The sequence below is a fragment of the Pseudomonas thivervalensis genome (assembly GCF_001269655.1).
GTDB lineage: Bacteria > Pseudomonadota > Gammaproteobacteria > Pseudomonadales > Pseudomonadaceae > Aquipseudomonas > Aquipseudomonas thivervalensis.
Map to the genome: position 1 here is coordinate 374,742 of NZ_LHVE01000007.1, position 24,562 is coordinate 399,303.

Consider the following 24,562-nt stretch of genomic DNA (forward strand, 5'->3'; position numbering starts at 1 on the left):
CTGTTTCTCACACCAGCGCGTTGCGCTTCGCCATTTCAATCAGCTCGACCAGGGACTTGACCTTGAGTTTTTGCATCAGCCGCTTTTTATAAGTGCTGACAGTTTTATTGCTGAGAAACATTCCCTTGGCTATTTCCTTGTTGGTACGACCCTGGGCAAAAAGTTGCAGTACCATCAACTCTCGGTCATTGACGCTTTTGAAAAGGTCCAGCTCTATACTGCGTGGGTCATCCGGGCGTATCGGGTTCAGCGCCTGGCTGGGGAAGTAGTTATAGCCGGACAACACCGCTTTGATCGCGCTGACAAGTTCGCTGAGGTCTTCCTGTTTACAGACGTAACCCGAGGCACCGGATTGCATGCATCGGATACCGAAGAGCGTCGGTGATTGCGCCGTGAGCACCAGCGTCTTGAGCGGAGTGGTCATGGCGTTGAAGCGCGAAAGAATTTCCAGTCCGTCAAGCTTGGGGATGCTGATGTCCAGGATAACCAGGTCTGGCATGCATTCGCGTACCATTTGCATCGCATCGACGCCGTTGTCAGTTTCTCCTACGACCTTATAACCCTCATGTTCCAGGAGCATGCGAACGGCAAGGCGGATGACCGGATGATCGTCGACAATGAAAACGGAGTTCATGAATAATTACCCTGCGAACTTGAATAAAGCGCGCACCTTAGCCCACTTACAGGCCAGGCCGTACGAAGAGACGGGTATGCAACTTCAATTTCAGAAGTTTCCTACAAAAAAAGAGGCAAGATATTACGATGTAATCGGTTTTTTAGTAGGTGGACGACAATAAAGAGAGGGACGTGTTGGCAGTGTGTGAAGGGATATTTCTTTGGCTGTGTTGTTTGTGCAAACAAAGGAAGCGTTTTAATCGAGGTTTGCGTAAGTCATACATCTATTTATCTGTTTCAACTCCTGGGGGGCAGCGCTAAAAATTCCATATGCACCGCCCCCCCTGTGGGTTTTGTGCCAGATGCAGCACACCGTCGACCCCACGCCTATTATTGACGCGTGCGGCCGGTCATCTCCTGGGCCATTTCGCTGGCGTAGCTGTCAGTCATGCCGGCGATGAAATCGATCATGCGCAGGAACGCGCCATGCAACGGGCCGTTAGGGTCAGGCGCATTGTTCCCCAGCAGGTCGAGGATGCGCCGATTCTTGAACGAAGGCGTGCGGCCGCCGTGCTGTTCGAGGGCGGCGCCGCAAAAGCCGTTGAGCAGGATTTCCAGCGTGGTGTAGGCGCCGATTTCATGCAGGGTCTTGCGCTTGTCCTGGAAAATTTTCCGGCGCGCCATGTCCTTGGCATTCAACACGCAGCGTTTTGCCGGGCCATGCATATGTTCCACCAGGTCCCCGGGCAGCGTGCCGGCAAGCAATGCTTCCTGCTGCTCGACAAATGCCCGGGCGGCGGCGTTGGTCAGGTGTTCGATGGCCTTGCCCCGCAGGATCGCCAGTTTGCGCCGCCGCGAATCCAGCGGCCCAAGCTGCCGGTAAGTGTCTGGAAGATCGTCGCCCACCAGGTCCAGGAGCAGTGATTCCACTTGGGGATATTCCAGGAGATCCATCTCCACGCCGTCTTCCAGGTCGATCAATGCGTAGCAGATATCATCGGCGGCCTCCATCAGGTACACCAGTGGATGCCGTGCCCAGCGTTGATCCTCGATCTGCGGCAGACCCAGTTTGTGGGCGATCTGCTCCAGCAGCGGCAGTTCGCTCTGGTAGCAGCCGAACTTGTGCTTCTTGTAGCCCAGCGAATCGGCGTGGCGGGCGGTCCAGGGGTATTTCAGGTAAGTGCCGAGGGTGGCATAGGTGAGCCGGGTTCCGCCGTCGAATTGATGGTATTCAAGCTGGGTGAGAACGCGGAAGCCTTGAGCGTTGCCTTCGAAGTTGAGGAAGTCGTTGCGTTCGGCTTCGCTCATGGCATCAAGCCAACCACGCCCGGCGGCCTGCTGGAACCAATATCGAATGGCGTCCTCGCCGGAATGACCGAACGGCGGGTTGCCGATGTCGTGGGCCAGACAGGCCGATTGCACCACCATGCCCAGGTCGCTTGGCTCGCACCAGTCAGGCAGGGCATTGCGAATGGTTTCTCCCACGCGCATGCCCAGGGATCGCCCGACGCAGCTGACTTCCAGCGAATGGGTCAGGCGCGTATGGATGTGGTCGTTGCTGGACACCGGATGCACTTGCGTCTTGCGTCCGAGGCGGCGGAAGGCGCCGGAAAAGATGATGCGGTCGTGATCCTTGTGGAAGGGACTCCGGCCCAGCTCTTGCGGGCTGTGCAGCGGTTTTCCGAGACGTTCGCGAGTCAGCAGGGTTTGCCAATCCAAGGCCGGTTGCTCCGTTCGATGAGGTCGTTGCCCTAGCTTCCCGGTTCGTGGGGCGGCCTGCAAGGCCTATAGACCTGTGCAGACCGATACATATCCCTGTGGCGAGGGAGCTTGCTCCCGCTGGACTGCGAAGCAGGCCTATTTTTGTGATTGCTTCGCACTCAAGCGGGAGCAAGCTCCCTCGCCACGGTGTGCAGGTCTTCAGGGTTTGCGCAGGGTCTTGGCCAGTTTGATCAACGGCAGCAACGTCGTTGCCAGGCGGATCAAGCCTGTTACGCCACCGCCGCCACCACGGCGGGTCCGTTTGCCGGTGAGGAAGCCAAGCAGGGACACCGCCGCCACGCCCCACAGTGGCGCATGCTTGATGCCGAAACCTTCGTGCCAGCTTTGCGTCAAGCCGCGCACCCGATGCAAGGGTTGCAGCAACTGGCGCGTCTCCTGGCGGATTTCCTGGCGATGCATTTCCATGCGCAGGCGCACCAGTGCCTTGCGCATTTCCTGTCGTGTCCGGGCTTGAGGGATATCAGGCAGGCTCATGGCAGCAGGCGCTCCCGGTCATTGGCCAGTTCTTCGAGAGTGGCGTTGAAAGGGGAGGACTCGTCGTAGATCGCTGCCTTGAGCCGCAAGCCGCAGAACAGGGCTGCCAACAGGTAAAACAGGCACAGGCCGATAATGCCCGACAGACGATAGGTGTCCCATACCAGGATCAGCACCAGCGCCGAAAGTCCGACCAACAGCAGCAAGCCGAACACCAACGCTAGGCCGGCAAACAGCAGGAGGCTGACGGTGCGTGCCTTCTGTTCCTGCAACTCCATGCCGAACAATTCGACGTGGCTGTGCAGCAAGCCAAGAAACGCCGCGCCCAGGCGGCGCGCGGTAGGTTGTGTGCCCGATTCGGGCGAGCCGGATTCGTCTATACCCATGATCAGCGCCGTGTCGCCAGCAGACCGATCAGGAAGCCAACGCCAGCGGCAATGCCCACGGATTGCCAAGGGTTGGCCTGTACGTATTCCTCCGTGGCGGCTACTGCGGCCTGGCCGCGTTCGCGCATGGAGTCTTCGGTCAGCTTGAGCGTTTCGCGGGCGCGCAGCAGGGTTTCATGGATCTGGCTGCGCAGTACATCAGCTTGATCGCCTGCCAGCGTCGCGGTGTGATCGAGCAACCGCTCCGTGTCGCTGACCAGCGTCTGGAAATCTTCCATCAGGATTTCTTGAGCAGTCTTTGCCTGGGTTCTGGCCATCGGTGAATCTCCGTAGGTGACGTCTGAAAGGTTCGAGTATGAGCCTTGCCGGAAGGTTCAGTGCAAGTGACTGGTACAACTTTTGCTCAGGCTTCTGCCATGTACTGGTGCGTCAGCCTGCGCCAGTGCGCTGAAGCTGGGCGCAAGCCCGCAAAACCTTGATCCAAATAATCAAAAACCGCAAAGCATCTCGAAGCGGGACTTCGTTTTGCCTGTTCTGGCGCACCAAAGCGGTTCATTGGCCATTGATCGGCAAATGGATCGTTTCAATTTGGTGCGTTCGCAGAGGCAGGCGAACCGGTTTGGTGCTTTTTTCAACTTTTTCGGGTCTGCCAACACCATGGAAAATATGCAAAGTGCCGTGGACAGTCTGGTCCACAGCTCCAACACGCTGTTCATCCTGCTCGGCGCAGTCATGGTCCTGGCCATGCATGCCGGCTTTGCGTTCCTTGAAGTGGGGACGGTCCGGCAAAAGAACCAGGTCAATGCGCTGTCGAAAATCCTCAGCGATTTCGCGGTCTCGACCTTGGCTTATTTCTTTGTAGGCTATTGGATTTCCTACGGCGTGACCTTCCTGCAACCGGCCGCGGTGCTCAGCACCGATCATGGCTACAGCCTGGTGAAGTTCTTCTTCCTGTTGACCTTTGCCGCTGCGATCCCGGCGATCATTTCCGGCGGTATTGCCGAACGTGCGCGGTTCGCCCCGCAGTTGTGCGCCACGGTGCTGATCGTGGCGTTTGTCTATCCGTTCTTCGAAGGCTTGGTCTGGAACGGCAATTTCGGCCTGCAGGCCTGGCTGCAAGCCCGGTTCGGCGCCAGTTTCCATGATTTCGCCGGTTCCGTGGTGGTGCATGCCATGGGCGGCTGGCTGGCACTCGCCGCCGTGCTCTTGCTCGGCCCGCGTAATGGCCGCTACCGGGACGGTCGCCTGGTGGCGTTCGCGCCTTCGAGCATTCCATTCCTGGCTTTGGGCTCGTGGATCCTGATTGTCGGCTGGTTCGGTTTCAACGTGATGAGTGCCCAGACCTTGCCTGGGGTGAGTGGGCTGGTGGCGGTCAATTCGTTGATGGCCATGGTGGGCGGTACCGTGGCGGCATTGATTGTCGGGCGCAATGACCCAGGTTTCCTGCACAACGGCCCGCTGGCTGGGCTGGTGGCGGTCTGTGCCGGTTCTGACCTGATGCACCCGGTCGGTGCGTTGGCCACCGGAGCCATTGCCGGAGCCTTGTTTGTCTGGTGTTTCATGGCGGCCCAGGGCAAATGGAAAATCGACGATGTGCTCGGCGTCTGGCCACTGCATGGGCTGTGCGGGGTCTGGGGCGGTATTGCCTGTGGCATCTTTGGCCAGAGTGCCCTGGGTGGCCTGGGTGGGGTCAGCCTGGTCAGCCAGTTGATCGGCACGGCGCTGGGCGTTGTCGTTGCCTTGGCCGGCGGCTTCGCGGTCTATGGCGCTATCAAGATCGTGCTGGGGCTGCGCCTGACCCAGGAAGAAGAGTATTACGGCGCCGACCTGTCGATTCACAAGATCGGCGCGGTCAGCCAGGACTAAGGCTCCTTGTCCTGGTTGCCGGGATAAAAGCCGTGTAGCAGGCGGTAGCGGTCGTGACGGACCTGATCCACATGATGCCGGACCTGCTGCTCGGGCAGGCCAAGCATGATCAGGGCGTGGGAGGCCAGCATCAGGCTCGATTCCAACAGCTCCGGGACCACTTCGCTGGCCCCGGCGGCCTGCAACTCGGCCAGTTGGCTATCGTCACGGGTGCGCACCAGGATCGGCACCTGTTGGTTGACCTGCCGGGCCGCCTTGAGCACGGTGATGGCGATGTCGGTCTTGTCCACCGCAATCACCAATAGCCGGGCGCGGCTCAAGCCAACGGCGGCGAGCAGGTCACCTCGTCGCGAATCCCCATAATGCACGCAGTTTTCCCCGACGGTGGCTTCCTGGATGATCACCGGGTCGTCGTCCAGGGCGACGAATGCCTGGCCTTCGCGACGCAGGAAACGTCCGATGGACTGGCCGACGCGCCCGTAGCCGCAAATCACCACATGATTCGACAGCCCGGCATTGAGTGCGCTGATCTGGTCCAGTTGCGCTTCTTCGTTGGGTTTGCGATGCAGGCGCGCGGCGATGCGTGGCGCCGCGCGTAGCAACAGCGGGGTCAACAGCATCGAGCAGAACGTCGCGGCCAGCAGCAGGCCGCTGATATCGGCGGGCATGAGACGGTTTTGCTGCATCAGCGCCATCAAGGCAAAACAGAATTCGCCGCCCTGGGCCAGGGCCAGGCCACTGCGCCAGGCGGTTTCACCGTCGCTGCCGCGCCATTTCACCAGGACGGCGACCACGCAGCCCTTGATGAGCATCAAGCCAAGGGTCAATCCCAGGATCAGCAGGCCGTCATCGAGGAACAGTTGCAGATCGATCAGCATGCCGATGCTGACGAAGAACAGCCCCAACAGGATGTCGCGGAACGGGCGTATGTCGGCTTCGATCTGATGCCGGTAGTGACTTTCCCCCAACAGCATGCCCGCCAGGAAAGCGCCCAGGGCCGGCGACAAACCGAGCAGGTGGGTCAGCCACGCCGTCAGCAGCACGATGACCAGGGCCAGCAGCACGAACAGTTCTGCGGAGCGGGACGCCGCCACTTCATGGAACAGCCGTGGCAGCAGCCATCGGCTGGCCAGCAGCAGGCCTCCGAACAACACCAGGGTCTTGCCCAGGGTCAGGGGCAGCGCCCAATACCACGGATGCTCGCTGCTGCCGGCGAAGACCGGCACCAAGGTCAACAGGAGTACCGCGACAACGTCCTGGAACAACAATACGCCGATGGCGTTCTGGCCGTGGCTGCTGAAGATCTCGCCCAGGCTGGTCAATTCCTTGCTGACAATGGCGGTGGAGGACAAGGCCAATCCCGCACCGAGCAGCAACGCGGCGATCGCTGGCGCTCCGCATGCGGCCAGCAATCCCGCCAGTAGCACCCCTGAACACAGCACCTGCAGGCTGCCGAGGCCGAACACGACCCGACGCAGTTCGAGCATTTTCGACAGGGAAAACTCCAGCCCCAACGAAAACAACAGGAACACCACCCCGAGCTCGGCCAGGTCGGGCAGTTCTTCGCTGTCGTTGACCCAGTCCAGTGCGGTAGGCCCGACTGCCAGCCCGACGCAGAGATAACCCAGCACGGGTGGCAGGCGCAGCCGCCTGAACAGGGCGATGACCACCAGGGACGAGGCGAGGATGATCAGCAGGTTGGCAAACAAGGGGAACTCCGTTTCAAGGTACAACGCACAGCGTAGAGGGAAAAACACGACAAGCGTCGCTGGAAAAGCATTTGCGTTCAGTGATTTGCATCAGCGTTTTACCGAAACACCCTGAAGCGAGCCAGCGACTCGACGGTTTTCCGAGGCGGGCCTAGAATGACCGTCTATCTTTTTTGGGTCTACCCGCCATGCTTCCTGAATGCCAGTTGTTCGGCACCCTGGGGTGTCATCTTTGTGAAGTCGCCGAAGCTGAACTGATGCCTTTCGTCGAACATGGATTGTTGGTGGAACTGGTGGATATCGCTGAGAACGAGACCTTTTTCGACGCCTATGAGTTACGTATCCCGGTCCTGCGCAGGACCGATAATGGGGCGGAGCTGGACTGGCCCTTCGGGGCCGAACAGATCGTGACATTCCTCCGTTGAGCGGCTCGTCCGTCAGTTCCTGACACTGTGGTTGGCGAAAGTAGCGTGCTTCGGTTACTGTATGTGCATACAGCTATCTGGAGTGCTTCCCCTTGGTCAATGTCGAACAACTGAAAAGCAGCGTAAACAGGATGTCCGCGGACGTTGTGCGTGAGGCGGTCCTGGAGTTGCGCCTGGATGGCTTGGTGACCGAAGGCAAGACACCGTTCAATAAACTTCATTTCAACACCTGTTTCGCCGAGATCGAAGCGTTGTTCCAGCGTGCCGGCTACCACAAGCAGTTGGATGTGGTGGGTTACCAGGGTTTGCTGTACGCGCTATACGATCCAGGTCGCTGGGAGGCGGTGGAAGTGCTGCGCTGGTTGAAGGAGTTCACCGAAGCGGCCAAACCGGCGCCAGCCACGGCGTGAAGCAATCATTGCTGGGCTGGTGGATGTGACTGTCGGATAATGCCAGCCTGCAAAAATGCCCAAGAGTTTTTAATGTCCGGTTCATCGTTTTCCGCCGCTCATCATCAGGCCAGTACGCTGTATCTGCCGCCCGGCTCCTGGTCGACGGTGGTGGAGTGTCTGTGTGAGCATTTCAGCACCATCAGTCGTGAACAGTGGCTGGACCGGATCGCCCGGGGCCGGGTATTGGACGGGGAGGGCAAGGCCATCCCTGTCGACTTGCCGTACCGCGAAGGCCTGCGCATTCACTACTTCCGCGAAGTACCCGACGAGAAGCCGATCCCGGTGGTGGAGTCGATCCTGTATGCCGACGAGCATCTGGTGGTGGCAGACAAACCGCATTTTCTGCCTGTCACACCGGCGGGCGAATATGTCGAGCAGACTTTGTTGCGACGGCTGATCCGGCGGCTGGACAATCCGCATCTGGTGCCCCTGCACCGCATCGATCGACACACGGCCGGGCTGGTGTTGTTTTCCGCCAACCCGCAAACCCGTTCGGCGTACCAGTCACTGTTTCCGACACGGCAAATCGAGAAGCGCTACCAGGCCATTGCCCGTGCATTGCCTGGGTTGACCTTTCCCCGGGTGCATAAGAGCCGGATGATCGATGGCGAACCGTTCTTCCGAATGCAGGAAGGGCCGGGCGAGCCGAATACCGAAACGGCCATCGAAGTGTTGGAACGCAATGGCGAGTTGTGGCGTTATGGTTTGTATCCGGTTACGGGTAAGAAGCATCAGTTGCGGGTGCACATGAATGCCTTGGGGGCGGGGATTTGCAACGATCCGTTTTATCCTGATGTGCTTCGGGATGTTGAGGATGATTACTCGAATCCGCTAAAGCTGCTGGCTCAGGGGTTGCGTTTTGTTGATCCGGTTACGGGTCAGGCGCGGGTGTTCGAGAGCGATATTTCGTTGCAGTGGTAGTTTTTTTGTTCAGGGGATGGTGTGTATATCCGTTATTTAGGTAACGGCGGCTTATGGTTCCGCTCTTACAGCGGGTCACTTTTGAAGAGCGCAAAAGTAACCAAAACGCTTTTGCCCCACCACTTGGTGCCTCGCCTAGGCTCGGCATGCCCTCACTCCGGCATTGCTCCGTGGGCCCGCCGCGAAGGGCCATCCATGGCCCAGCGCGGCTATCCCGGCATCCATGCCGGGATGCCCACTCCACAATGCCTGCGTTCGGCCAGCGTGGTTTAACGGGGCCTCAAGATCAAGATCAAGATCCAAAGCAAGAGCAGAGCAAGAGCGGGGCATATGCCGGCATCTATGTGGCTGAGCCACCGCTATCGCGAGCAAGCTCGCTCCCACACTGGATCTTCAGCGAATACAAAATTCATGTGCACCTAACCCCCCTGTGGGAGCGAGCTTGCTCGCGATGACGCCGGCACCTCCAACATCACCGAAAACTGACTCACCGCCTTCGCGAGCAAGTCCGCTCCCACAGGAGAAACGCGATCACCCAGAGCCAGGTCGGCTATCAGGCCGCCTCGTGGCGGACCTTGATCTCAGGGGCCCCGTTAACCACGCTGGCTGAACGAAGGTATTGCGCGGCGGGCCCACGGAGCAATGCCTTCGTTCAGGCATGCCGAGCCCTAGCGAGGCACCGAGTGGTGGGGCAGAAGCGTTTTGGTTACTTTTGCGCTTTTCAAAAGTGACCCGCCGTCAGGGCGGAACCCTAAGCAGCCGTTACCGCAGCAACGGATATACACCCAAAACCCAAACCCAAACCCAAAAAAAAACCGGCGCTTCCCTCTTCAGGAAGCGCCGGTTTTCCAGCTATCTGGCAGCAGCGTTACAGATTACAAATCCTTAACGGTACGAACCTGATCCTTGTTCACGCGAGTCTGCTTGCCATCCAGTTGCTCGAATTCGTAGAAGCCGCTTTCTTCATCGTAATGAGGGGTATCGACGGCCTGGATTTCGCGACCGTCATTCAAGGTGATCACTGTTGGCGAAGCGCACCCGGCAAGGGTGGCGAGGCCCAGAGCGAGCATGAACGTGGCGAGGGTCCGTTGTGTCATGGTGTTTCTCCGAAATGGATTCTTCAAGTTACTGACCTTCAGACGTATACATTGCGCGCAAGTTCCTGGCTAGTGTCAATCTGACACGCCTTTATGTTGGGCCAGTAACTCCGGGGTGTTCAGATTGGCCAGCCGCGGATCGTCGGCAGGGCATTGCAAGGCAACGGCGTGTAGCGCGCGCATGATCCGACCGGGGCTGCGTTCGCCTTCGCTCCAAGCTTTTTCGAAGCTCGCGGCCAGGGCCAACGGGATGACACACAGCAGCGGTTCCCAATGCTCGCCGTGCCGCACCATCAACGGTTGGTCGGGGTACTGGCTGGCCGTTCTGCGCATGTTGTCGAGCAGGCTGGCGTCGATTTGCGGTACGTCGCACGGCAGCACCAGCACATACGGGTGCCTCGCTGCCTTGAGGCCTGCCCGGATGCCCGCCAGTGGCCCGGGAAAGTCGCCTTCCTCGTCATGCACCAACTGATCGGCATACGGTGCATAACGTTGCGCATTACGGTTGCAGGAAATGATCAGGTCATCACTCATCGCGCGGGTCTGACGATGGAGATGGGCAATCAGCGGTTCGCCTTGCCACTGCACCAGGCCTTTGTCCTGGCCGCCCATGCGTTGCCCGCGCCCACCCGCCAAGAGCAGAATGGAGCAGGATGGCAGCGGCGTGTTCGAGGTCATGACGTGTCTCCGCACGGGCGAAAAAATGAAGCGCTGTGATATAACACCGGGCTGTTTTCTCCACAACTGGACGAGCCTATGAAAGCCAAGGCTGATGTACCTTTCGTGCCGCTCAATATCGCGGTGCTGACAGTCAGTGACACCCGTACTCTGGAAACCGATACGTCCGGGCAGGTCTTCGTCGATCGGCTCACGGCGGCCGGCCACAACCTGGCGGCGCGGGTCCTGCTCAAAGATGATTTGTACAAGATCCGGGCGCAAGTCGCGACCTGGATTGCCGAAGACGTGGTGCAAGTGGTGCTGATCACCGGCGGCACCGGTTTCACGGGGCGTGACAGCACGCCGGAAGCCGTCACGTGTCTGCTGGACAAGCAGGTCGATGGGTTTGGCGAGTTGTTCCGGCAGATATCCGTGGCCGACATCGGCACTTCCACTGTGCAGTCCCGCGCGCTGGCGGGCCTGGCCAATGGCACGCTGGTATGTTGCCTGCCAGGGTCGACCAACGCGGTGCGTACGGGATGGGATGGGATCCTGGCTGAACAATTGGATGTGCGACATCGGCCGTGCAACTTCGTGGCCCATTTGAAACAGGCTGCTCCTTGTGAATCCCGTGGGTAAACCGGGCAAGGCGGGCGCCTTGATGGCCGTTGAGGTGGCGTTGGAGCGGCTGCTCGAGATGGCGGCGGCCACGCCGATTGTTCAGCGCGAGCATTTGCCTTTGGCCGCGGCCTCAGGGCGCGTGCTTGCCGAGGATCTGGTGTCGTCCCTTGATTTGCCGCCATGGCCCAACAGCGCCATGGACGGCTACGCCTTGCGGCTGGCGGACTGGAACGGCGAGCCGTTGGTGGTCAGCCAGCGAATTTTCGCCGGGCAGGCGCCGGAGCCGTTGGCCGTTGGTACCTGTGCGCGGATCTTCACGGGGGCGCCAGTCCCTGCCGGCGCCGATTGCGTCGAGATGCAGGAAAACGCCGTGGTTGAAAGCGACCAGCGAGTGCGGTTTACCGAGCCGATGGTCAGTGGGCAGAACATTCGTCCTCAAGGACAGGAGACCACCGTTGGCGAGCAAGTCCTTTCTGCCGGTACTCGCCTGGGGCCGATCGAGCTGGGCTTGGCGGCATCCTTGGGCTGTGCATCGCTGGACGTGGTGCGCAAGGTCCGCGTCGCCGTCCTCTCCACGGGAGATGAACTGGTCGAGCCCGGTCAGGCGTTGGGTCCTGGCCAGATCTATAACAGCAACCGCGTGCTCCTGTGTGGCTGGCTGCAACGCCTGGGTTATGAGGTGGTTGACGGGGGTATCCTGCCCGACGATTTATCGGCCACCCGCGAGCGCCTGGCACAGTTGTCGGATGTCGATCTGATCCTGTCCACCGGAGGTGTGTCGGTGGGGGAGGCGGACTTCCTGGGCGTTGCCTTGCGCGAGGACGGCGAGCTGGCGCTGTGGAAACTCGCCATCAAACCGGGTAAGCCGCTGACGTTCGGGCATTACCGTGGTGTGCCAGTCATAGGCCTGCCTGGAAACCCCGCTTCGACCCTCGTGACGTTCGCACTGCTGGCACGGCCTTACCTATTGAGGCGCCAAGGCGTTCAGTCGGTGACGCCGCTCAAGTTCAAGGTGCCGGCCGGTTTCGCCTGGTCGAAGGCGGGCAGTCGCCGAGAATACCTGCGAGGCCGCATGGAGAATGGTCGAGCGATCATCTACCGGAACCAAAGCTCGGGTGTCCTGCGTAGCGCGGCCTGGGCCGAAGGGTTGGTCGAGGTGCTCGAGGGACAGACGCTGGTAGAGGGTGACGAAGTGGGCTTTATCCCCTTGAGCGAAGTCCTGGGCTAGCACGCATGCCGGTGTTCTCCGGCCCGAGTTGGACGCTCGGGCCTTTGTGCGCCTCGCCTTCATCGCGTGAGCAGCATCACCAGTTGATCGAATCGATTGTTGGCAATCCAGCCCAGCAGACCGAGCACCACCGCCGCGGCGCCAGCCGAATAGGCCAGCCTGTGGCGGATCACCTTTACGTCGGTGCGAATTTCATCCATATCCTTGCGGATGTACTTGAGGTGGGTTTCCAGTTCAACGACGCGCGGTTCCAAATCAATTCCTCCAGCGGGACTACTGCAACTTTTGCATTCGTTTCGAGTATCGGCCCGCCCGCTCCCAAAGGACGCGTGCTGCCGGGGCGACAGCTTGTATTCACGGTTATGCATGGGACGGTCCATCCCCTTGACCATAACTGTTCGAGCGACTGATCAGGCCCCAGCGGGCCGTGACGTATCCATCCATGGGAAAATGCTTCCTTGTGTGATGAGGGTTTTAGCGGTCCAGCAAACATAAGGCCACGGTGTCTCAATACCGCTAGAGGGTCAATTGAGCTGATTCGCCAGGTCTTGTAAGAAAACTCTTCGAATCACGGCGTGTCGATCAGGGAAGCCGTCCTGCTTCTTTTAATAATTTGAGGTGCATCGGGCTTTTTCGGGCGAATGAGCGGTCCCATTCCTGAACCTTCCAATGACGGAGACCACGATGAGCAAAGGCAAGGCGCTGTTGATTCTGCATGGCAAGCAAGCGCTCAACGAAGAGGTTCGCTCGGCAGTGATGCTCAAGCGCGAACAGGGCTGGGAGCTGGCGGTACGGTTGACCTGGGAAGCCGGCGATGCCCAGCGATACGTCGATGAAGCGCTGGACGCCGGTTATACACGACTGATCGCCGGCGGCGGTGATGGGACCTTGCGCGATATTGCCGAAGCGATCGCCCTCAAGTCGAGCGATGCCAGCCTGGTACTGTTGCCGCTGGGCACGGCCAACGATTTCGCCCGGGCGGCCGGTGTTCCGTTGGAACCTGCCCAGGCCCTGGATTTGTTGGACGTTGCGCCACAGGCCGTTGATGTGGGCGAAGTCGGCGGGCGGATTTTCCTGAACATGGCCACCGGCGGCTTCGGCAGCCAAGTGACGGCGAACACTTCAGAGGACCTCAAGAAAGTTTTGGGCGGCGCGGCGTACCTGTTTACGGGGCTGTCGCGGTTCAGTGAGCTGAGTGCCGCCTACGGCGAGTTGCAAGGCCCCGATTTTCACTGGCAGGGCGATTTGCTCGCGCTGGGCATCGGCAATGGCCGGCAGGCGGGGGGAGGCCATGTGTTGTGTCCGGAGGCGTTGGCGGATGATGGCTTGCTGGACATCAGCATCCTGCCGGCGCCCCAGGAAGTGGTCAGTACGTTGAAGGACCTGCTGGCGGGCGGCCTGGGCATCGACAACATGTTTGTCCGCGCGCGCTTGCCATGGGTGGAGATCAAGGTCGCGCAGGGCCTGGACATCAATCTCGATGGCGAACCGTTGCAGGTCGACACTTTGCGTTTCACCGTTCGTCCGAAGGCACTGCAAGTGCACCTGCCGTCCGATTCGCCTCTGTTGAAGGGGACGACGGTGCTCAGTCGTCCAGGCTGATGATCTGCTCGCGCACCGCGAACAGCACCAGGCCGGCCACATCATGGATTTGCAGGCGCTTCATGACTTGCGCCCGGTGGGTTTCCACGGTCTTGATGCTCAGGTTCAGGCCGTTGGCAATTTCCCGGGTGGACTTGCCGCGCACGATCAGCCGCAATATTTCCAGCTGGCGCGCGGTCAGGTTGTGGGCATGGGCAGGGTCCGGCTGATGTTTCTGGGCGCGGGTCAGCGCCTGATTGATCACGGTGTGGGCGATGGCCGGACTCAGGTAGCGTTCGTTGTCGCGCAGCGCCTCCAGGGCATGTTTCAGCTCGGTGGCGGTGGTGTCCTTGAGCAGGTACCCATGGGCTCCGGATTCCAGCGCCTGCATGATCAGCGACGGATCCGTATGCATCGACAGGATCAACACCTTGCTGTGGGGGCGCACTCGCTTGAGCTGCTGCAAGGCGTCCAGGCCGCTGGTGTCCTTCATGGAAATGTCCAGTAGCACGATATCAGGGTTCAGCCGCTCCACCAGCTCCACCAGTTGCGTGCCGTCATTGGCTTCGCCGATGACGGCATAGCCTGGGATATCCATGACCAGGGCGCGTACGCCGGCCCTGATCAGCGAGTGGTCATCTACCAGAAGCAAATTACAAATCAAAGGAAAACCTTATTCTTACTGGCTCGTTCCAGGGCACGCGGTGCCCAGGGAAAGCGCGCTTCGATGTGCGTGCCTTTGCCGGCCTCGCTGATGATCTTGAGGGTGCCACCCAATTGTTCGACCCGCTCCGACATGCCGGCCATGCCCCGTTGACCTTCGCGAGCGGGGTGGCTCGCCGGGACGAACCCCTGGCCATCGTCGCTGATCAGCAGGGTCAGGCCGTCGGGCAGGCGCTGCAGGCGCACCAGCAGGTTCGTCGCCCGGGCATGGCGCAAGATATTGGTGACGGCTTCCTGGGTGATCCGGAACACCGCGACTGACATTTCCTCCGGGATGCCCGTCATGCGTTGTTGGCAATCGAGGCTCCAATTCACCGGGGCATTGGCCAATGTCTTGAGCAGGTGCGCCCGCAGGCTGGCTTCAAGCCCGAGGCTGGTCAATTCCCTGGGGTTGAGGATCGCCGATACATCACGGACCTTGTTCAGGGTTTCGTCCAGGGTCTCGCACAGGAGCGTGCACTGGCCTTGCAATTCCTCCGGCATCCGCCGCTTGAGCCATTCGCTTTGCAGCTTCGCCGCGGTCAGCAACTGGCCAATGTCGTCGTGCAATTCGCGGCTGAGCCGATGGCGTTCATTTTCCTGGACCTCAAGTAACCGGTCGGCCAGTTCCTGGGGTTGGAACTTGATGGATTTTCGCGACAAGCGATGGTGGATCCAGACGCAGGTCATGGCCGCGACATTCAGTGCCAGTAGGCTCAATGGGACCGTATGGGCGAACAGGTAGGTCAGCAGGCAGCCGAGCGTCGAGCAGATGCACAACAATAATGTGAAGCGACGGGCGTTTTCTCGGGAAGGAGGCCAGGTGATGAATGACTTGAGGCTGGCGTGCATAGCGGATGGAGCCAATGAATGTTCGCTGCGGGCAGGCTGGTCAGCGCATCTGACAGGCCGGGTCGGGTAAACGTTTCAGGTCGAAGGCAGCTTCGGTTGGCGGCTTTGACGGCGCTGTCTTGAAGTGGCTGACGCGGGAGATAGTACCACTTCACCTATCGTTGGTCGCGTTCGGCATGGCGCCGTGAACATGCTGGGATGCAGGCGCATCGCCATCTATCAGGCTTGTTTCTGGGAATAGGGCACCAACGCCAGCGGACGCGACGCAGCCAGTGCCTGGCCGGGACTCTGGCCTACCTGGAACGCGAATGCCTCGATCAACGACGTCTGTTCGCTGCTGTCCAGGCTCAACTGGCCAGTGGTGTGATCGACCAGCTCCAATTGCCAGGCCATCAGGGTGAAACAGTCCTTCAGGGCGTCCAGGGCCTGGTCATGTAACTCCATGTGGTTTTGCGCATGGCTGAGCAAGCCATGGATATGCAGCGAGAACTCCGAAACGGCTTCCAGCGCCAGGGCATTGGCTTTCTTTGACAGCTTCAGCAAGGTGCTGAGCATGCAATCGATGGCGTCCTTGTCGTTGTTGATCAATTGCAGATGGCTCAGGCATTCCTCCGACTTGGCCAGCAGGGTTTCGGCCTCGATCAGAAATTCGGGAAGACGCTGATTCCAGTTCCTACGATCGTTCGGCATGCTTATCTCCACAACATCATGTCAGGCGAAAGGAAACCGCGTTTGGCGAACGGCTGGATCTCAAGGTCGACTGCGGACGGACGCACGACGGTACGTCCATGCCGTTCAGCGAAGGTGACTTCGCAAACGATTGCACGGGCGGGATCGGCCGAAAGGCTGCAGCTCCGATGTCCTGTGGTCGCGCACAAAGGTCTGACTCCGTTCAGCAATGAGAATGGCGTCACATTAATGGCTATTGGATAACGGGAATATCAGGTTGGACCTGATTGTGCCTAGGGGAATCCCTTAGACAGGGGAACTTAGTGCGCAAACCAGGGTCGCGCAGCGGGGAAAACGGCAAATGAGAGTACGAAGCCAGTAAAGCATGATGTTAATGTGATATCAATTCCCCGCGTCGGTATTTTATTCTGGGGTCAAGATTCGGTTCGTGCAGCCGATACCCGTTTTATTGGATTCATCCGAACAAGCCCAGGAGTCATCGATGGCCGGCATTCTCGACACAGTAGATCAACGAACCCAACTGGTGGGTGAGAATCGCCTGGAAATTCTCATGTTTCGCCTGGCGGGTCGACAGTTGTTCGCCATTAACGTGTTCAAGGTCCAGGAAGTTCTGCAACTGCCAAAGCTGACCTTGATGCCGCAACGCCACCCGTTTGTGTGCGGCGTGGTCAATCTGCGAGGCCAGACGCTGCCGGTGATCGACCTGTCCCAGGCCATTGGCATGCGTCCACTGGTGCCGGGCGCCAACAGCACCATCATCGTGACCGAGTACAACCGTTCGGTCCAGGCGTTCCTGGTGGGCGGCGTCGATCGCATCGTCAACATGAACTGGGAAGCCATCCTGCCACCGCCGACCAGTGCCGGCCGTGAGCACTACCTGACGGCCATCAGCAAGGTGGACGATCAGTTGGTGGAAATCATCGACGTGGAAAAGGTCCTGGCCGAAATCGTGCCTTACAACGCCAAGGTTTCCCGGGACAAGCTCGAAGACCCGGTGCTGGAGCGCGCCCGTGGTCGCGAAGTGCTGCTGGTGGACGACTCCAATGTGGCGCTTTCGCAACTGCGCGACACCCTGGGTCAACTGGGCGTGAAAATGCACATCGCCAGCGACGGCCTCAAGGCGCTGAACATGCTCAAGGCCTGGGCCGATACCGGCGAGGTCATGACCGACAAATTGCTGATGATCTTCACCGACGCGGAAATGCCGGAAATGGACGGCTACCGCCTGACCACCGAAATCCGCAACGACCCGCGTTTGCGTGGGCTCTATGTCGTACTGCATACCTCGCTGTCCGGCAGCTTCAACGATTCGATGGTCAAGAAGGTCGGTTGCGACAACTTCCTCTCCAAATTCCAGCCGGACAAGCTGGTCGACGTGGTGCGCCAGCGGCTGATGCTCGACTGAAACCGATGATGGTTTGCTTCAATGGCCGGCTCGTATAAGGTGGCATTTTTTTGCCACCGGGGAAGTTGACCATGTTGCGGCTGAGCGCGCTGTATCGGTATCCGTTGAAGTCCGGCAAGGGCCAGCCCTTGCCGGAAATCGGCCTGGACAAGCTCGGGCTGGACGGTGATCGGCGCTGGATGCTAGTGGATGAGGGCACGGGCCGGTTCCTGACCCAGCGCGCCGTGGCGAAGATGAGCCAGCTTTCAGCCTTGTGGAACGAGGCGGGCGGCCTGACGCTCAGCGCGCCTGGCCATGGCGCCATCGACGTGCCGTTGCCACCCACCGAGCAAGAGCAGCGGCGCGGCGTGATCATCTGGCGTGACACCTTGCGTGTGCCGGATGCCGGTGACGAGGCTGCGGCCTGGGTCAGCGACTTCATCGGCAACCCCACGCGGCTGGTGCATGTGCCGGTGGAACTGGCGCGCACCACCGCAGCCGGTTACGGCAAGGATGACGACAAGGTCGCTTTTGCCGATGGTTTTCCGCTGCTGCTGATTGGCCAGGCCTCGTTGCAGGATCTTTCGAGCCGGGTCGGCCGTTCGCTGGAAATGCTGCGCTTTCGTCCCAATCTGGTGGTCGAGGGCAGCGAGGCTTTTGCCGAGGACGGTTGGAAGCGCATTCGTATCGGTGAGGTGGAGTTCCGCCTGGTCAAGCCCTGCTCGCGTTGCATCATGACCACGGTCGATCCGCACACCGGCGAGCGCGATCCGAATCGCGAACCCTTTGCCACGTTGCAGCAGTACCGTTCGACACCGGACGGTGCGATGTTCGGCCAGAACCTGGTCAACGACAGCAACGGTCGGCTTGAAGTCGGCATGCCGGTTGAAGTGCTCGAATAAAAAGAGCTGTGAACAAAAATGCCCGTGTCATTGGACACGGGCATTTTTGTTTGTCCGGCAACAGCATTTCTAGCTTTCGTGGCGAGGGAGCTTGCTCCCGCTGGGCTGAAGCAGCCCCAAGAGGTGCGTCAGGCCGATTGTGCCAAGCCTTTTGGGACTGCTGCGCAGTCCAGCGGGAGCAAGCTCCCTCGCCACAGGGTTATGTGCCGAATCAGCCGCGATACTCACACAGATAGGCAGTGTCGACAGCCACCTTGAGCTGGAACTTGCTGTTGGCCGGTACATTGAACTGGCTGCCGGCCTGGAAGGTTTCCCAGTCGGTGCTGTCGGGCAGCTTCACGGTCAGCGCGCCGGAGACGACGTGCATGATTTCCCGTTGGGCCGTGCCGAACTCATATTCGCCCGGTGCCATGACGCCGATGGTCGCAGGGCCTTCGGCAGTGCCAAAAGCGATCGACTTGACGGTGCCGTCGAAGTACTCGTTGACTTTGAACATGGGCGATTCCTCGAAAAAGGGGCTGAAAAAGGCCGGCCAGTATGCACAAGGCTGCAACATTCGTCATCTGCCGCGCCGGGCAGTGGGCTCGGTTCAACCCGGCAGCACCAAGGGCAGCAACCGTGCGGTATTGCGGGCATCTTCCAGGGCACGGTGCTGTTGACCGCAGAATTGCAGGCCAGCCAGTTGCAGCGCGCCATTGAGCCCCAGCGGTCGTTCCAGCCGACGGGCCTTGGCGAAGCGTTGCTTGAGGTTCATGTGCGGCACCTGGACAAGGACACTGTGCAACTGCTGGTGTTGCCATTCCTGCAGCAGTTGCTTGCGGTCGTAGTCACCCCAGCTGACCCAGCTTTCCAGCTTCGGATGATATGGCGCCAGCCAGCGCTCGAACGCCGGCCAGACCTCGGTCAGGGGCGCGGCACTGTCGATATTGGCCTGGGTGATGTGGGTCAGTTCGCGACAGAACGGCGTGAGCAGCGGGCGTCTCAGGGGCCGCACGAAGCGCTGGAAATGATCCACTTCGCGACCGTCACGATTCACCAGTGTGGCGCCGATTTCGATAATTTCCATTTCGGTTACCGGCCAGCCACCCTCATCGGTGGTGGCCTCCAGATCAATCACCAGCCAGTGAGGCATTGCAGGGTTCCCGGTATCGGCGTGCTGATGGGTTTGAGCGTAGTCAAAGCCCAGGCATCCGACTAGTGGGCTGTTTCAACGCGCAACAAAACCTGGCGGTTTTTCACCTGGTCGCCCCGCGTGACCTGCAATTGCCTGACCACGCCGTCGATACCGGCCTTGAGCGGGTGTTCCATTTTCATCGCTTCGAGCACCATCAGCAGTTGGCCCCGGCGCACCGGGCTGCCTTCGCTGACCAGCAACTCGACAATGGCCCCGTCCATGGGTGCCTTGAGCGTGCCGTCGCTGGCCGTGGCCTTGGCGACGACCGGGACCAGGGTCCGGTCTTGCAGGTGCAGGCCGCCGGGGCGGGTGGACAGCCAGAGGTCGTTGTCCTCGAGGCGCCAGGCATGGCGCTGGCGAATCCTATCGATCATCAGCGTTGCGCCATTGGCGTCAACGTCGAGCAGCCTCAGTTCGACTAACCGCCCGGCACTGCGGATGCTCAGTGTCCCGTCGGTTTCAGCCTCAAGGCTCAGCATCCAGTCGCGCTCTCCGACGCCGATCCGATAATGCAGCGCCGCGCCGAGGCTGTTGCGCCACCCGCCCAGGCCGGGTGCATGTCGTGCCAGCGAGCCCTGATAAAACGCCGCCGTGGCGATGGCCAGTTGTTCGGCCGTGGGCTCAAGGGGCAGGAACGCGGGATGATTGGCAAAGTGCTGGCCAATGAAGCCGGTGCCGACGTCACCGTCGATGAACTGCGGATGCGCCAGCAAGCCGGCGAGCAAGCGCTGATTGCTCTGGACGCCCAGCAGCACGCAATCCTCCACCGCTCGCAACAATTTACGCCGGGCCTCCTCGCGGGTGGCGCCGTGGACGATGAGTTTGCCCAGCATCGAATCGTAGAACGGGGTGATGGTCTGGCCCTCCAACAGGCCATGGTCGACTCGCACGCTGTCGCGGATGGGCGGCTCCCAGCCGATCAACCGCCCAGTCTGGGGCAGGAAATCCGCCGCCGGGTCCTCGGCGTACAACCGCACCTGCAGGGCATGGCCGTTGAGCGTCACCTGGTCTTGGCGCAGGGGCAGCGGCCTGCCGGCGGCGACGTCCAATTGCCAGGCCACCAGATCCAGCCCGGTGATCAACTCGGTGACCGGGTGTTCGACCTGCAGGCGCGTGTTCATCTCCAGGAAGTAGAACCGACCGTCTGCCGCGAGCAGGAATTCCACGGTCCCGGCACCGACATAATCTACTGCGCGTCCAGCCTTGAGTGCTGCCTCGCCCATGGCCTGGCGCAGGTCGGCAGTCATGACCGGGCAGGGCGCTTCCTCAATGATTTTCTGATGGCGCCGCTGGATCGAGCAGTCCCGTTCCCCCAAGTGGATCAGTTGACCGTGATGGTCGCCGAAGATCTGCACTTCCACATGCCGTGGATCGATCAATGCCTGTTCGAGAATCAACTCGTCGCTGCCAAAACCGTGCAGGGCCTCCGAGCGCGCGCTGCGCAGTTGCTCCAGCAGGTCCTCGGCGCGCAGGACCAGGCGCATGCCGCGGCCCCCGCCACCGGCACTGGCCTTGATCATCAGTGGGTAGACGATGCGCCCGGCTTCGCGCTGCAGCGTGGCGTCGTCCTGGGCGGCGCCCTGGTAACCGGCGATGCAGGGAACGCCGGCTTCGATCATGGCGTTTTTCGCACGGCGCTTGCTGCCCATCAGGTCGATGGCCTGGGGGCTGGGGCCGATGAAAACGATACCGGCCTCTGCGCAGGCGTGGGCGAACCCGGCATTTTCCGAAAGAAAGCCGTAGCCGGGATGGATCGCGTCGGCGCCGCTGCGCCGGGCCGCCTCGAGAATGGCCGAGGCATCGAGGTAGGACTGCTGCACCGGCGCCGGGCCGATCAGCACGGCTTCATCGGCCATGCGCACGTGCAGCGCATCGGCGTCGGCCTCGCTGAACACCGCCACCGTGCGGTAGCCCAGGGCCTGGGCGGTGCGCTGGATGCGACAGGCGATTTCGCCACGGTTGGCGATGAGGAGCTTGCTGAAGGTGGGCATGGGGGCATTCCTGGAATCTTGCGGTGTTTGTTTGGGCCTCATCGCGAGCAAGCTCGCTCCCACAATGGAGGGTGAACACGGTCCAATGTGGGAGCGAGCTTGCTCGCGATGGCGGCCTGCCAGGCATACCGCTCACTTTTTCTTCCTCGGCAAAATCCCCATGAGCTTGCAGATGATGCCCAGCATGATTTCGTCCGCACCGGCGCCGATGGACACCAGCCGAACGTCGCGATAGGCCCGGGCGACCGGGTTGTCCCACATGAAACCCATGCCGCCCCAGTATTGCAGGCAACTGTCGGTGGTTTCCCGGGCCAGGCGCCCGGCCTTGAGTTTGGCCATGGACGCCAGTCGCGTGACGTCCTGGCCATTGATGTACTGCTCGGTGGCCTGGTAGACCAGCGCTCGCAGGCATTCGATTTCGCTGGCCAGTTCCGCCAGGCGAAAGTGGATCACCTGGTTGTCGATCAGGGCCGTGCCGAAGGTCTCGCGTTCCTTGCAATACTCGATGGTGCTGTCGATGCAATGTTCCAGGCCCTTGAGCATGTTGGCTGCGCCGAACAGGCGTTCCTCCTGGAACTGCAGCATCTGCATCATGAACCCGGCGCCTTCCTGGCCGATGCGGTTGCGTTGCGGCACGCGCACCTCGTCGAAAAACACCTGGGCGGTTTCCGAGCTGCGCATGCCGAGCTTGTCCAGGTGCTGGCCGAGGCTGATGCCGGGGCTGCGCATCGGCACCATGATCAGCGATTTATTGACGTGGGGCTTGTCGTCCGAGGTGTTGGCCAACAGGCAAATGAAATCGGCGCTCGGCGCATTGGTGATCCACATCTTGCTGCCGTTGATGATGTAGTCGTCGCCGTCCTTGCGTGCCGTGGTCTTGAGCCCGGCGACGTCGGAGCCGGCGCCGACTTCCGAGACGCCGATGCAGCCCACCTGTTCGCCGCGAATGGCCGGGCGCAGGAACGCTTCCCGCAGCTCATCGGAGCCGAAACGGGCCAGCGCCGGGGTGCACATGTCGGTCTGCACGCCAATGGACATCGGCACACCGCCGCAATGAATGGTGCCAAATTCCTCGGCCGCGACGATCGAATAGCTGTAGTCCAGGCCCATGCCGCCGAATGCCGGTGGCTTGGAAATGCCCAGCAGGCCCAGCTCGCCGGCCTTGCGGAAAACCTCGTGAATGGGAAAACGCCCGGCCTGCTCCCATTCGTCGACGTAGGGGTTGATGTCATGGTCGACAAATTGGCGAATGGTGCGCCGCAGTGCTTCGTGTTCCTGGGTGAAGATCATCTTATTGTTCTCCAGTGGTCTGCGCTCAAAAGCGGGCCACGCCGAAGCTGTTGGCTTGCAGCGGCCGCTGCTCGGCCTCGTGACAGATGTCCAGCAAAAAGCCCAGCAGTGTGCGGGTGTCGCGCGGGTCGATGAGCCCGTCGTCCCACAGGCTGGCGCTGCCGTAGAGGGCGGTGGATTGGCTGTCGAGTTGCTGCGCGGTGGTTTGCTCGAGCAGGTCCAGCCTCTTCGGGTCGGGGCTCAGGCCGTTCTTGAGTTGCGTGGCCTCGGTGACCATCCGCAAGACCTTGCCGGCCTGGGCGCCGCCCATCAAGGCGGTGTGGCTGTTGGGCCAGGCGAAGATGAAGCGCGGGTCCAGCCCGCGACCGCACATGGCGTAGTTGCCGGCGCCGTAGGAGCCGCCCACGACGACGGTCAGCTTGGGCACCTGGGCATTGGCCACGGCCTGGATCATCTTGGCGCCATGCTTGATCACCCCTTGTCGCTCCGCCTCGGTGCCGACCATGAACCCAGTGGTGTTGTGCAAAAACAGCAGGGGCGTGCGGCTCTGGTCGCACAGCTGGACGAACTGCGCAGCCTTGCTGGCGCCCTGGGGCGTGATCGGTCCGTTGTTGCCGATCAGGCCGCAGGCATGGCCGCGAATGTGCAGGTGGCCACAAATCGTCTGGGCATCGAATTCGCTTTTGAAGGCCAGGAAATTCGAGCCGTCGGCGATGCGGGCGATGATTTCCCGCACGTCATAGGGTTTTTTCGGGTCGTCGGGCACCAGTCCCAATAATTCCTCGGCGGGGTAGAGCGGTTCCGTCCAGGTCCGTTCGGGCTGTGGCGGCAGTTGGGCGTTCCAGGGCAGCACGGCGAGTATGTCCCGGGCCAGGCGTATGCCATCGGCGTCGTTCTCGGCCAGGTATTCGGCGGTGCCGGCCACCTGCGCGTGCATCAGCGCACCGCCCAGCTCCTCTTCGCTGGCCACTTCGCCCGTCGCGGCCTTGAGCAACGGCGGCCCGGCCAGGAACAGTCGCGCTTTGTCGCGCACCACGATCACATAATCCGACAAACCTGGCTGATAGGCACCTCCGGCCGTGGCCGAGCCATGCACCACGGTGATCTGCGGCAGGCCCATGGCCGACATACGTGCCTGATTGGCGAAGCAGCGCGCGCCTTCGACGAAAATCTGCGCGGCGTAATTGAGGTTGGCGCCGCCACTTTCGGCGAGGGTGATGACCGGCAGTTTGTTTTCCATGGCGATCCGTTGCAGGCGCAGGGTCTTGTACAAGCCGCTGGGAGAAATCGTGCCGCCCTTGATCGCGCTGTTATTAGCTACTACCAGCACTCGCACTCCGGACACGTAGCCAATCCCGGCGATCAGGCCGCCGCCAGCCTGGCTGCCGTCCTTGTCGTCATGCAGTTTGTAGCCGGCCAGGCTCGCGAGTTCGAGGAACGGCGCGCCGGGGTCCAGCAGCAGGTTCAGGCGCTGGCGCGGCAACAGTTGGCCGCGCTGGTCGAACTTGCCCTGGGCCTGGGCGGCTTTCTCCAGCACAGCCCGTTCGAGCTGGCGCAACTGTTCGACACCGGCCAGCATCGCCGCGTGGTTGCGCGCGAAGTCAGCGCTGTGGGGATCCAGGTGCGATTCGATGACTGGCATGCAGACTCCTTTTGCTCGAACGGATTAGCGCAAAACCCTGTGGCGAGGGAGCTTGCTCCCGCTGGGTTGCGCAGCGACCCCGGTTTTTTTGCGATTGCTGCGCAATCGAGCGGGAGCAAGC

General features: G+C 60.9%; 26 protein-coding genes. 9 read left to right on the top strand and 17 right to left on the bottom strand.

Annotation, left to right across the window (positions count from 1 at the left end; genetic code table 11):
• Positions 1 to 7: 7 nt before the first annotated feature.
• The 5 genes from AD659_RS09485 to AD659_RS09505 form a co-directional block, all read right to left on the bottom strand.
• Entirely contained in the window at positions 8 to 634 is a 627-nt protein-coding gene (locus AD659_RS09485; protein WP_042730435.1) for a response regulator transcription factor, read from the bottom strand.
• A gap of 371 nt (positions 635 to 1,005) precedes the next feature.
• Positions 1,006 to 2,334, bottom strand: coding sequence for a deoxyguanosinetriphosphate triphosphohydrolase (locus AD659_RS09490; RefSeq protein WP_053120521.1), 1,329 nt, complete (start codon positions 2,332 to 2,334; stop codon positions 1,006 to 1,008).
• Between the two features lie 201 nt (positions 2,335 to 2,535).
• Positions 2,536 to 2,871, bottom strand: a complete 336-nt coding sequence (locus AD659_RS09495; protein WP_053120523.1) for a hypothetical protein — start codon at positions 2,869 to 2,871, stop codon at positions 2,536 to 2,538.
• Positions 2,868 to 3,257 carry a phage holin family protein gene (locus AD659_RS09500; protein WP_053120525.1) on the bottom strand — a complete coding sequence of 130 codons (390 nt, stop codon included), beginning with the start codon at positions 3,255 to 3,257 and terminating at the stop codon, positions 2,868 to 2,870. Before AD659_RS09500 ends, AD659_RS09495 begins: the two co-directional genes overlap by 4 nt.
• 2 nt (positions 3,258 to 3,259) lie before the next feature.
• Positions 3,260 to 3,574: an ElaB/YgaM/YqjD family protein gene (locus tag AD659_RS09505; RefSeq protein ID WP_053120528.1), complete on the bottom strand. Its 315-nt coding sequence runs from the start codon at positions 3,572 to 3,574 to the stop codon at positions 3,260 to 3,262.
• 340 nt (positions 3,575 to 3,914) lie between these two features.
• Between AD659_RS09505 and AD659_RS09510 the strand changes: the two genes are divergently transcribed.
• On the top strand, positions 3,915 to 5,123 hold the full coding sequence (locus AD659_RS09510; protein WP_053121352.1) for an ammonium transporter: 1,209 nt from the start codon (positions 3,915 to 3,917) through the stop codon (positions 5,121 to 5,123).
• Here the strand turns inward: AD659_RS09510 and AD659_RS09515 are convergent.
• A complete protein-coding gene (locus AD659_RS09515; protein ID WP_053120529.1) occupies positions 5,120 to 6,832 on the bottom strand; it encodes a cation:proton antiporter in 1,713 nt (570 codons plus the stop codon). The two genes, AD659_RS09510 and AD659_RS09515, sit on opposite strands and share 4 nt — an antisense overlap.
• Positions 6,833 to 7,020: 188 nt before the next feature.
• Here AD659_RS09515 and AD659_RS09520 point away from each other — a divergent pair, with 188 nt between their 5' ends.
• From AD659_RS09520 to AD659_RS09530, 3 genes are all read left to right on the top strand, one after another.
• A complete protein-coding gene (locus tag AD659_RS09520; RefSeq protein WP_053120533.1) occupies positions 7,021 to 7,257 on the top strand; it encodes a glutaredoxin family protein in 237 nt (78 codons plus the stop codon).
• Positions 7,258 to 7,349: 92 nt separating this feature from the next.
• Entirely contained in the window at positions 7,350 to 7,667 is a 318-nt protein-coding gene (locus AD659_RS09525; protein WP_053120535.1) for a hypothetical protein, read from the top strand.
• Between the two features lie 72 nt (positions 7,668 to 7,739).
• Complete coding sequence (locus tag AD659_RS09530; protein ID WP_053120537.1) at positions 7,740 to 8,630, top strand: pseudouridine synthase; 891 nt, start codon at positions 7,740 to 7,742, stop codon at positions 8,628 to 8,630.
• A gap of 875 nt (positions 8,631 to 9,505) precedes the next feature.
• On the opposite strand, the gene AD659_RS09535 is transcribed toward AD659_RS09530, so the two are convergent.
• Positions 9,506 to 9,727, bottom strand: a complete 222-nt coding sequence (locus AD659_RS09535) for a YgdI/YgdR family lipoprotein (protein ID WP_003199454.1) — start codon at positions 9,725 to 9,727, stop codon at positions 9,506 to 9,508.
• Between the two features lie 75 nt (positions 9,728 to 9,802).
• Positions 9,803 to 10,405, bottom strand: a complete 603-nt coding sequence (mobA, locus tag AD659_RS09540) for a molybdenum cofactor guanylyltransferase MobA (protein WP_053120539.1) — start codon at positions 10,403 to 10,405, stop codon at positions 9,803 to 9,805.
• Positions 10,406 to 10,483: 78 nt separating this feature from the next.
• Here mobA and moaB point away from each other — a divergent pair, with 78 nt between their 5' ends.
• Both moaB and AD659_RS09550 read left to right on the top strand, forming a co-directional pair.
• Positions 10,484 to 11,023, top strand: a complete 540-nt coding sequence (gene moaB / locus AD659_RS09545) for a molybdenum cofactor biosynthesis protein B (protein WP_053120541.1) — start codon at positions 10,484 to 10,486, stop codon at positions 11,021 to 11,023.
• A 22-nt stretch (positions 11,024 to 11,045) separates the two neighbouring features.
• Complete coding sequence (locus AD659_RS09550; RefSeq protein WP_162277322.1) at positions 11,046 to 12,233, top strand: molybdopterin molybdotransferase MoeA; 1,188 nt, start codon at positions 11,046 to 11,048, stop codon at positions 12,231 to 12,233.
• A 59-nt stretch (positions 12,234 to 12,292) separates the two neighbouring features.
• On the opposite strand, the gene AD659_RS30160 is transcribed toward AD659_RS09550, so the two are convergent.
• Positions 12,293 to 12,601: a hypothetical protein gene (locus AD659_RS30160; RefSeq protein WP_231987729.1), complete on the bottom strand. Its 309-nt coding sequence runs from the start codon at positions 12,599 to 12,601 to the stop codon at positions 12,293 to 12,295.
• A 316-nt stretch (positions 12,602 to 12,917) separates the two neighbouring features.
• Between AD659_RS30160 and yegS the strand changes: the two genes are divergently transcribed.
• Entirely contained in the window at positions 12,918 to 13,835 is a 918-nt protein-coding gene (gene yegS, locus AD659_RS09560; protein WP_053120545.1) for a lipid kinase YegS, read from the top strand.
• Here the strand turns inward: yegS and AD659_RS09565 are convergent.
• From AD659_RS09565 to AD659_RS09575, 3 genes are all read right to left on the bottom strand, one after another.
• Positions 13,819 to 14,478 (bottom strand): response regulator, encoded by a 660-nt coding sequence (locus tag AD659_RS09565; RefSeq protein ID WP_053120547.1) that lies wholly within the window; start codon positions 14,476 to 14,478, stop codon positions 13,819 to 13,821. The two genes, yegS and AD659_RS09565, sit on opposite strands and share 17 nt — an antisense overlap.
• Complete coding sequence (locus AD659_RS09570; RefSeq protein ID WP_053120549.1) at positions 14,475 to 15,368, bottom strand: sensor histidine kinase; 894 nt, start codon at positions 15,366 to 15,368, stop codon at positions 14,475 to 14,477. Before AD659_RS09570 ends, AD659_RS09565 begins: the two co-directional genes overlap by 4 nt.
• Positions 15,369 to 15,587: 219 nt before the next feature.
• On the bottom strand, positions 15,588 to 16,058 hold the full coding sequence (locus tag AD659_RS09575; RefSeq protein WP_053120551.1) for a hypothetical protein: 471 nt from the start codon (positions 16,056 to 16,058) through the stop codon (positions 15,588 to 15,590).
• A 481-nt stretch (positions 16,059 to 16,539) separates the two neighbouring features.
• Here AD659_RS09575 and AD659_RS09580 point away from each other — a divergent pair, with 481 nt between their 5' ends.
• A complete protein-coding gene (locus tag AD659_RS09580; protein ID WP_053120553.1) occupies positions 16,540 to 17,463 on the top strand; it encodes a chemotaxis protein CheV in 924 nt (307 codons plus the stop codon).
• 71 nt (positions 17,464 to 17,534) lie between these two features.
• Positions 17,535 to 18,344, top strand: coding sequence for an MOSC domain-containing protein (locus tag AD659_RS09585; protein WP_053120555.1), 810 nt, complete (start codon positions 17,535 to 17,537; stop codon positions 18,342 to 18,344).
• Positions 18,345 to 18,555: 211 nt separating this feature from the next.
• On the opposite strand, the gene ppnP is transcribed toward AD659_RS09585, so the two are convergent.
• The 5 genes from ppnP to atuC form a co-directional block, all read right to left on the bottom strand.
• Positions 18,556 to 18,840: a pyrimidine/purine nucleoside phosphorylase gene (gene ppnP, locus AD659_RS09590; protein ID WP_053120557.1), complete on the bottom strand. Its 285-nt coding sequence runs from the start codon at positions 18,838 to 18,840 to the stop codon at positions 18,556 to 18,558.
• A 93-nt stretch (positions 18,841 to 18,933) separates the two neighbouring features.
• A complete protein-coding gene (locus tag AD659_RS09595; RefSeq protein ID WP_053120559.1) occupies positions 18,934 to 19,476 on the bottom strand; it encodes a 3'-5' exonuclease in 543 nt (180 codons plus the stop codon).
• 62 nt (positions 19,477 to 19,538) lie between these two features.
• Positions 19,539 to 21,509, bottom strand: coding sequence for an acetyl/propionyl/methylcrotonyl-CoA carboxylase subunit alpha (locus tag AD659_RS09600; RefSeq protein ID WP_053120561.1), 1,971 nt, complete (start codon positions 21,507 to 21,509; stop codon positions 19,539 to 19,541).
• Between the two features lie 132 nt (positions 21,510 to 21,641).
• Complete coding sequence (gene atuD, locus AD659_RS09605) at positions 21,642 to 22,799, bottom strand: citronellyl-CoA dehydrogenase (RefSeq protein WP_053120563.1); 1,158 nt, start codon at positions 22,797 to 22,799, stop codon at positions 21,642 to 21,644.
• Positions 22,800 to 22,824: 25 nt separating this feature from the next.
• Positions 22,825 to 24,441, bottom strand: a complete 1,617-nt coding sequence (gene atuC / locus AD659_RS09610; protein ID WP_053120565.1) for a geranyl-CoA carboxylase subunit beta — start codon at positions 24,439 to 24,441, stop codon at positions 22,825 to 22,827.
• Between the last annotated feature and the right edge of the window lie 121 nt (positions 24,442 to 24,562).

Bases quoted from the DNA above. Each gene is read 5' to 3' on its own strand.
- AD659_RS09530 (WP_053120537.1), top strand. From the start codon at position 7,740: ATGTCCGGTTCATCGTTTTCCGCCGCTCATCATCAGGCCAGTACGCTG.
- AD659_RS09570 (WP_053120549.1), bottom strand. From the start codon at position 15,368: ATGCACGCCAGCCTCAAGTCATTCATCACCTGGCCTCCTTCCCGAGAA.
- mobA (WP_053120539.1), bottom strand. From the start codon at position 10,405: ATGACCTCGAACACGCCGCTGCCATCCTGCTCCATTCTGCTCTTGGCG.
- AD659_RS09495 (WP_053120523.1), bottom strand. From the start codon at position 2,871: ATGAGCCTGCCTGATATCCCTCAAGCCCGGACACGACAGGAAATGCGC.
- AD659_RS09575 (WP_053120551.1), bottom strand. From the start codon at position 16,058: ATGCCGAACGATCGTAGGAACTGGAATCAGCGTCTTCCCGAATTTCTG.
- AD659_RS30160 (WP_231987729.1), bottom strand. From the start codon at position 12,601: ATGCATAACCGTGAATACAAGCTGTCGCCCCGGCAGCACGCGTCCTTT.
- AD659_RS09600 (WP_053120561.1), bottom strand. From the start codon at position 21,509: ATGCCCACCTTCAGCAAGCTCCTCATCGCCAACCGTGGCGAAATCGCC.
- AD659_RS09580 (WP_053120553.1), top strand. From the start codon at position 16,540: ATGGCCGGCATTCTCGACACAGTAGATCAACGAACCCAACTGGTGGGT.
- AD659_RS09595 (WP_053120559.1), bottom strand. From the start codon at position 19,476: ATGCCTCACTGGCTGGTGATTGATCTGGAGGCCACCACCGATGAGGGT.
- ppnP (WP_053120557.1), bottom strand. From the start codon at position 18,840: ATGTTCAAAGTCAACGAGTACTTCGACGGCACCGTCAAGTCGATCGCT.
- atuC (WP_053120565.1), bottom strand. From the start codon at position 24,441: ATGCCAGTCATCGAATCGCACCTGGATCCCCACAGCGCTGACTTCGCG.
- moaB (WP_053120541.1), top strand. From the start codon at position 10,484: ATGAAAGCCAAGGCTGATGTACCTTTCGTGCCGCTCAATATCGCGGTG.
- AD659_RS09485 (WP_042730435.1), bottom strand. From the start codon at position 634: ATGAACTCCGTTTTCATTGTCGACGATCATCCGGTCATCCGCCTTGCC.
- AD659_RS09585 (WP_053120555.1), top strand. From the start codon at position 17,535: ATGTTGCGGCTGAGCGCGCTGTATCGGTATCCGTTGAAGTCCGGCAAG.
- AD659_RS09550 (WP_162277322.1), top strand. From the start codon at position 11,046: ATGGCCGTTGAGGTGGCGTTGGAGCGGCTGCTCGAGATGGCGGCGGCC.
- AD659_RS09510 (WP_053121352.1), top strand. From the start codon at position 3,915: ATGGAAAATATGCAAAGTGCCGTGGACAGTCTGGTCCACAGCTCCAAC.
- AD659_RS09505 (WP_053120528.1), bottom strand. From the start codon at position 3,574: ATGGCCAGAACCCAGGCAAAGACTGCTCAAGAAATCCTGATGGAAGAT.
- yegS (WP_053120545.1), top strand. From the start codon at position 12,918: ATGAGCAAAGGCAAGGCGCTGTTGATTCTGCATGGCAAGCAAGCGCTC.
- AD659_RS09520 (WP_053120533.1), top strand. From the start codon at position 7,021: ATGCTTCCTGAATGCCAGTTGTTCGGCACCCTGGGGTGTCATCTTTGT.
- AD659_RS09500 (WP_053120525.1), bottom strand. From the start codon at position 3,257: ATGGGTATAGACGAATCCGGCTCGCCCGAATCGGGCACACAACCTACC.
- atuD (WP_053120563.1), bottom strand. From the start codon at position 22,799: ATGATCTTCACCCAGGAACACGAAGCACTGCGGCGCACCATTCGCCAA.
- AD659_RS09535 (WP_003199454.1), bottom strand. From the start codon at position 9,727: ATGACACAACGGACCCTCGCCACGTTCATGCTCGCTCTGGGCCTCGCC.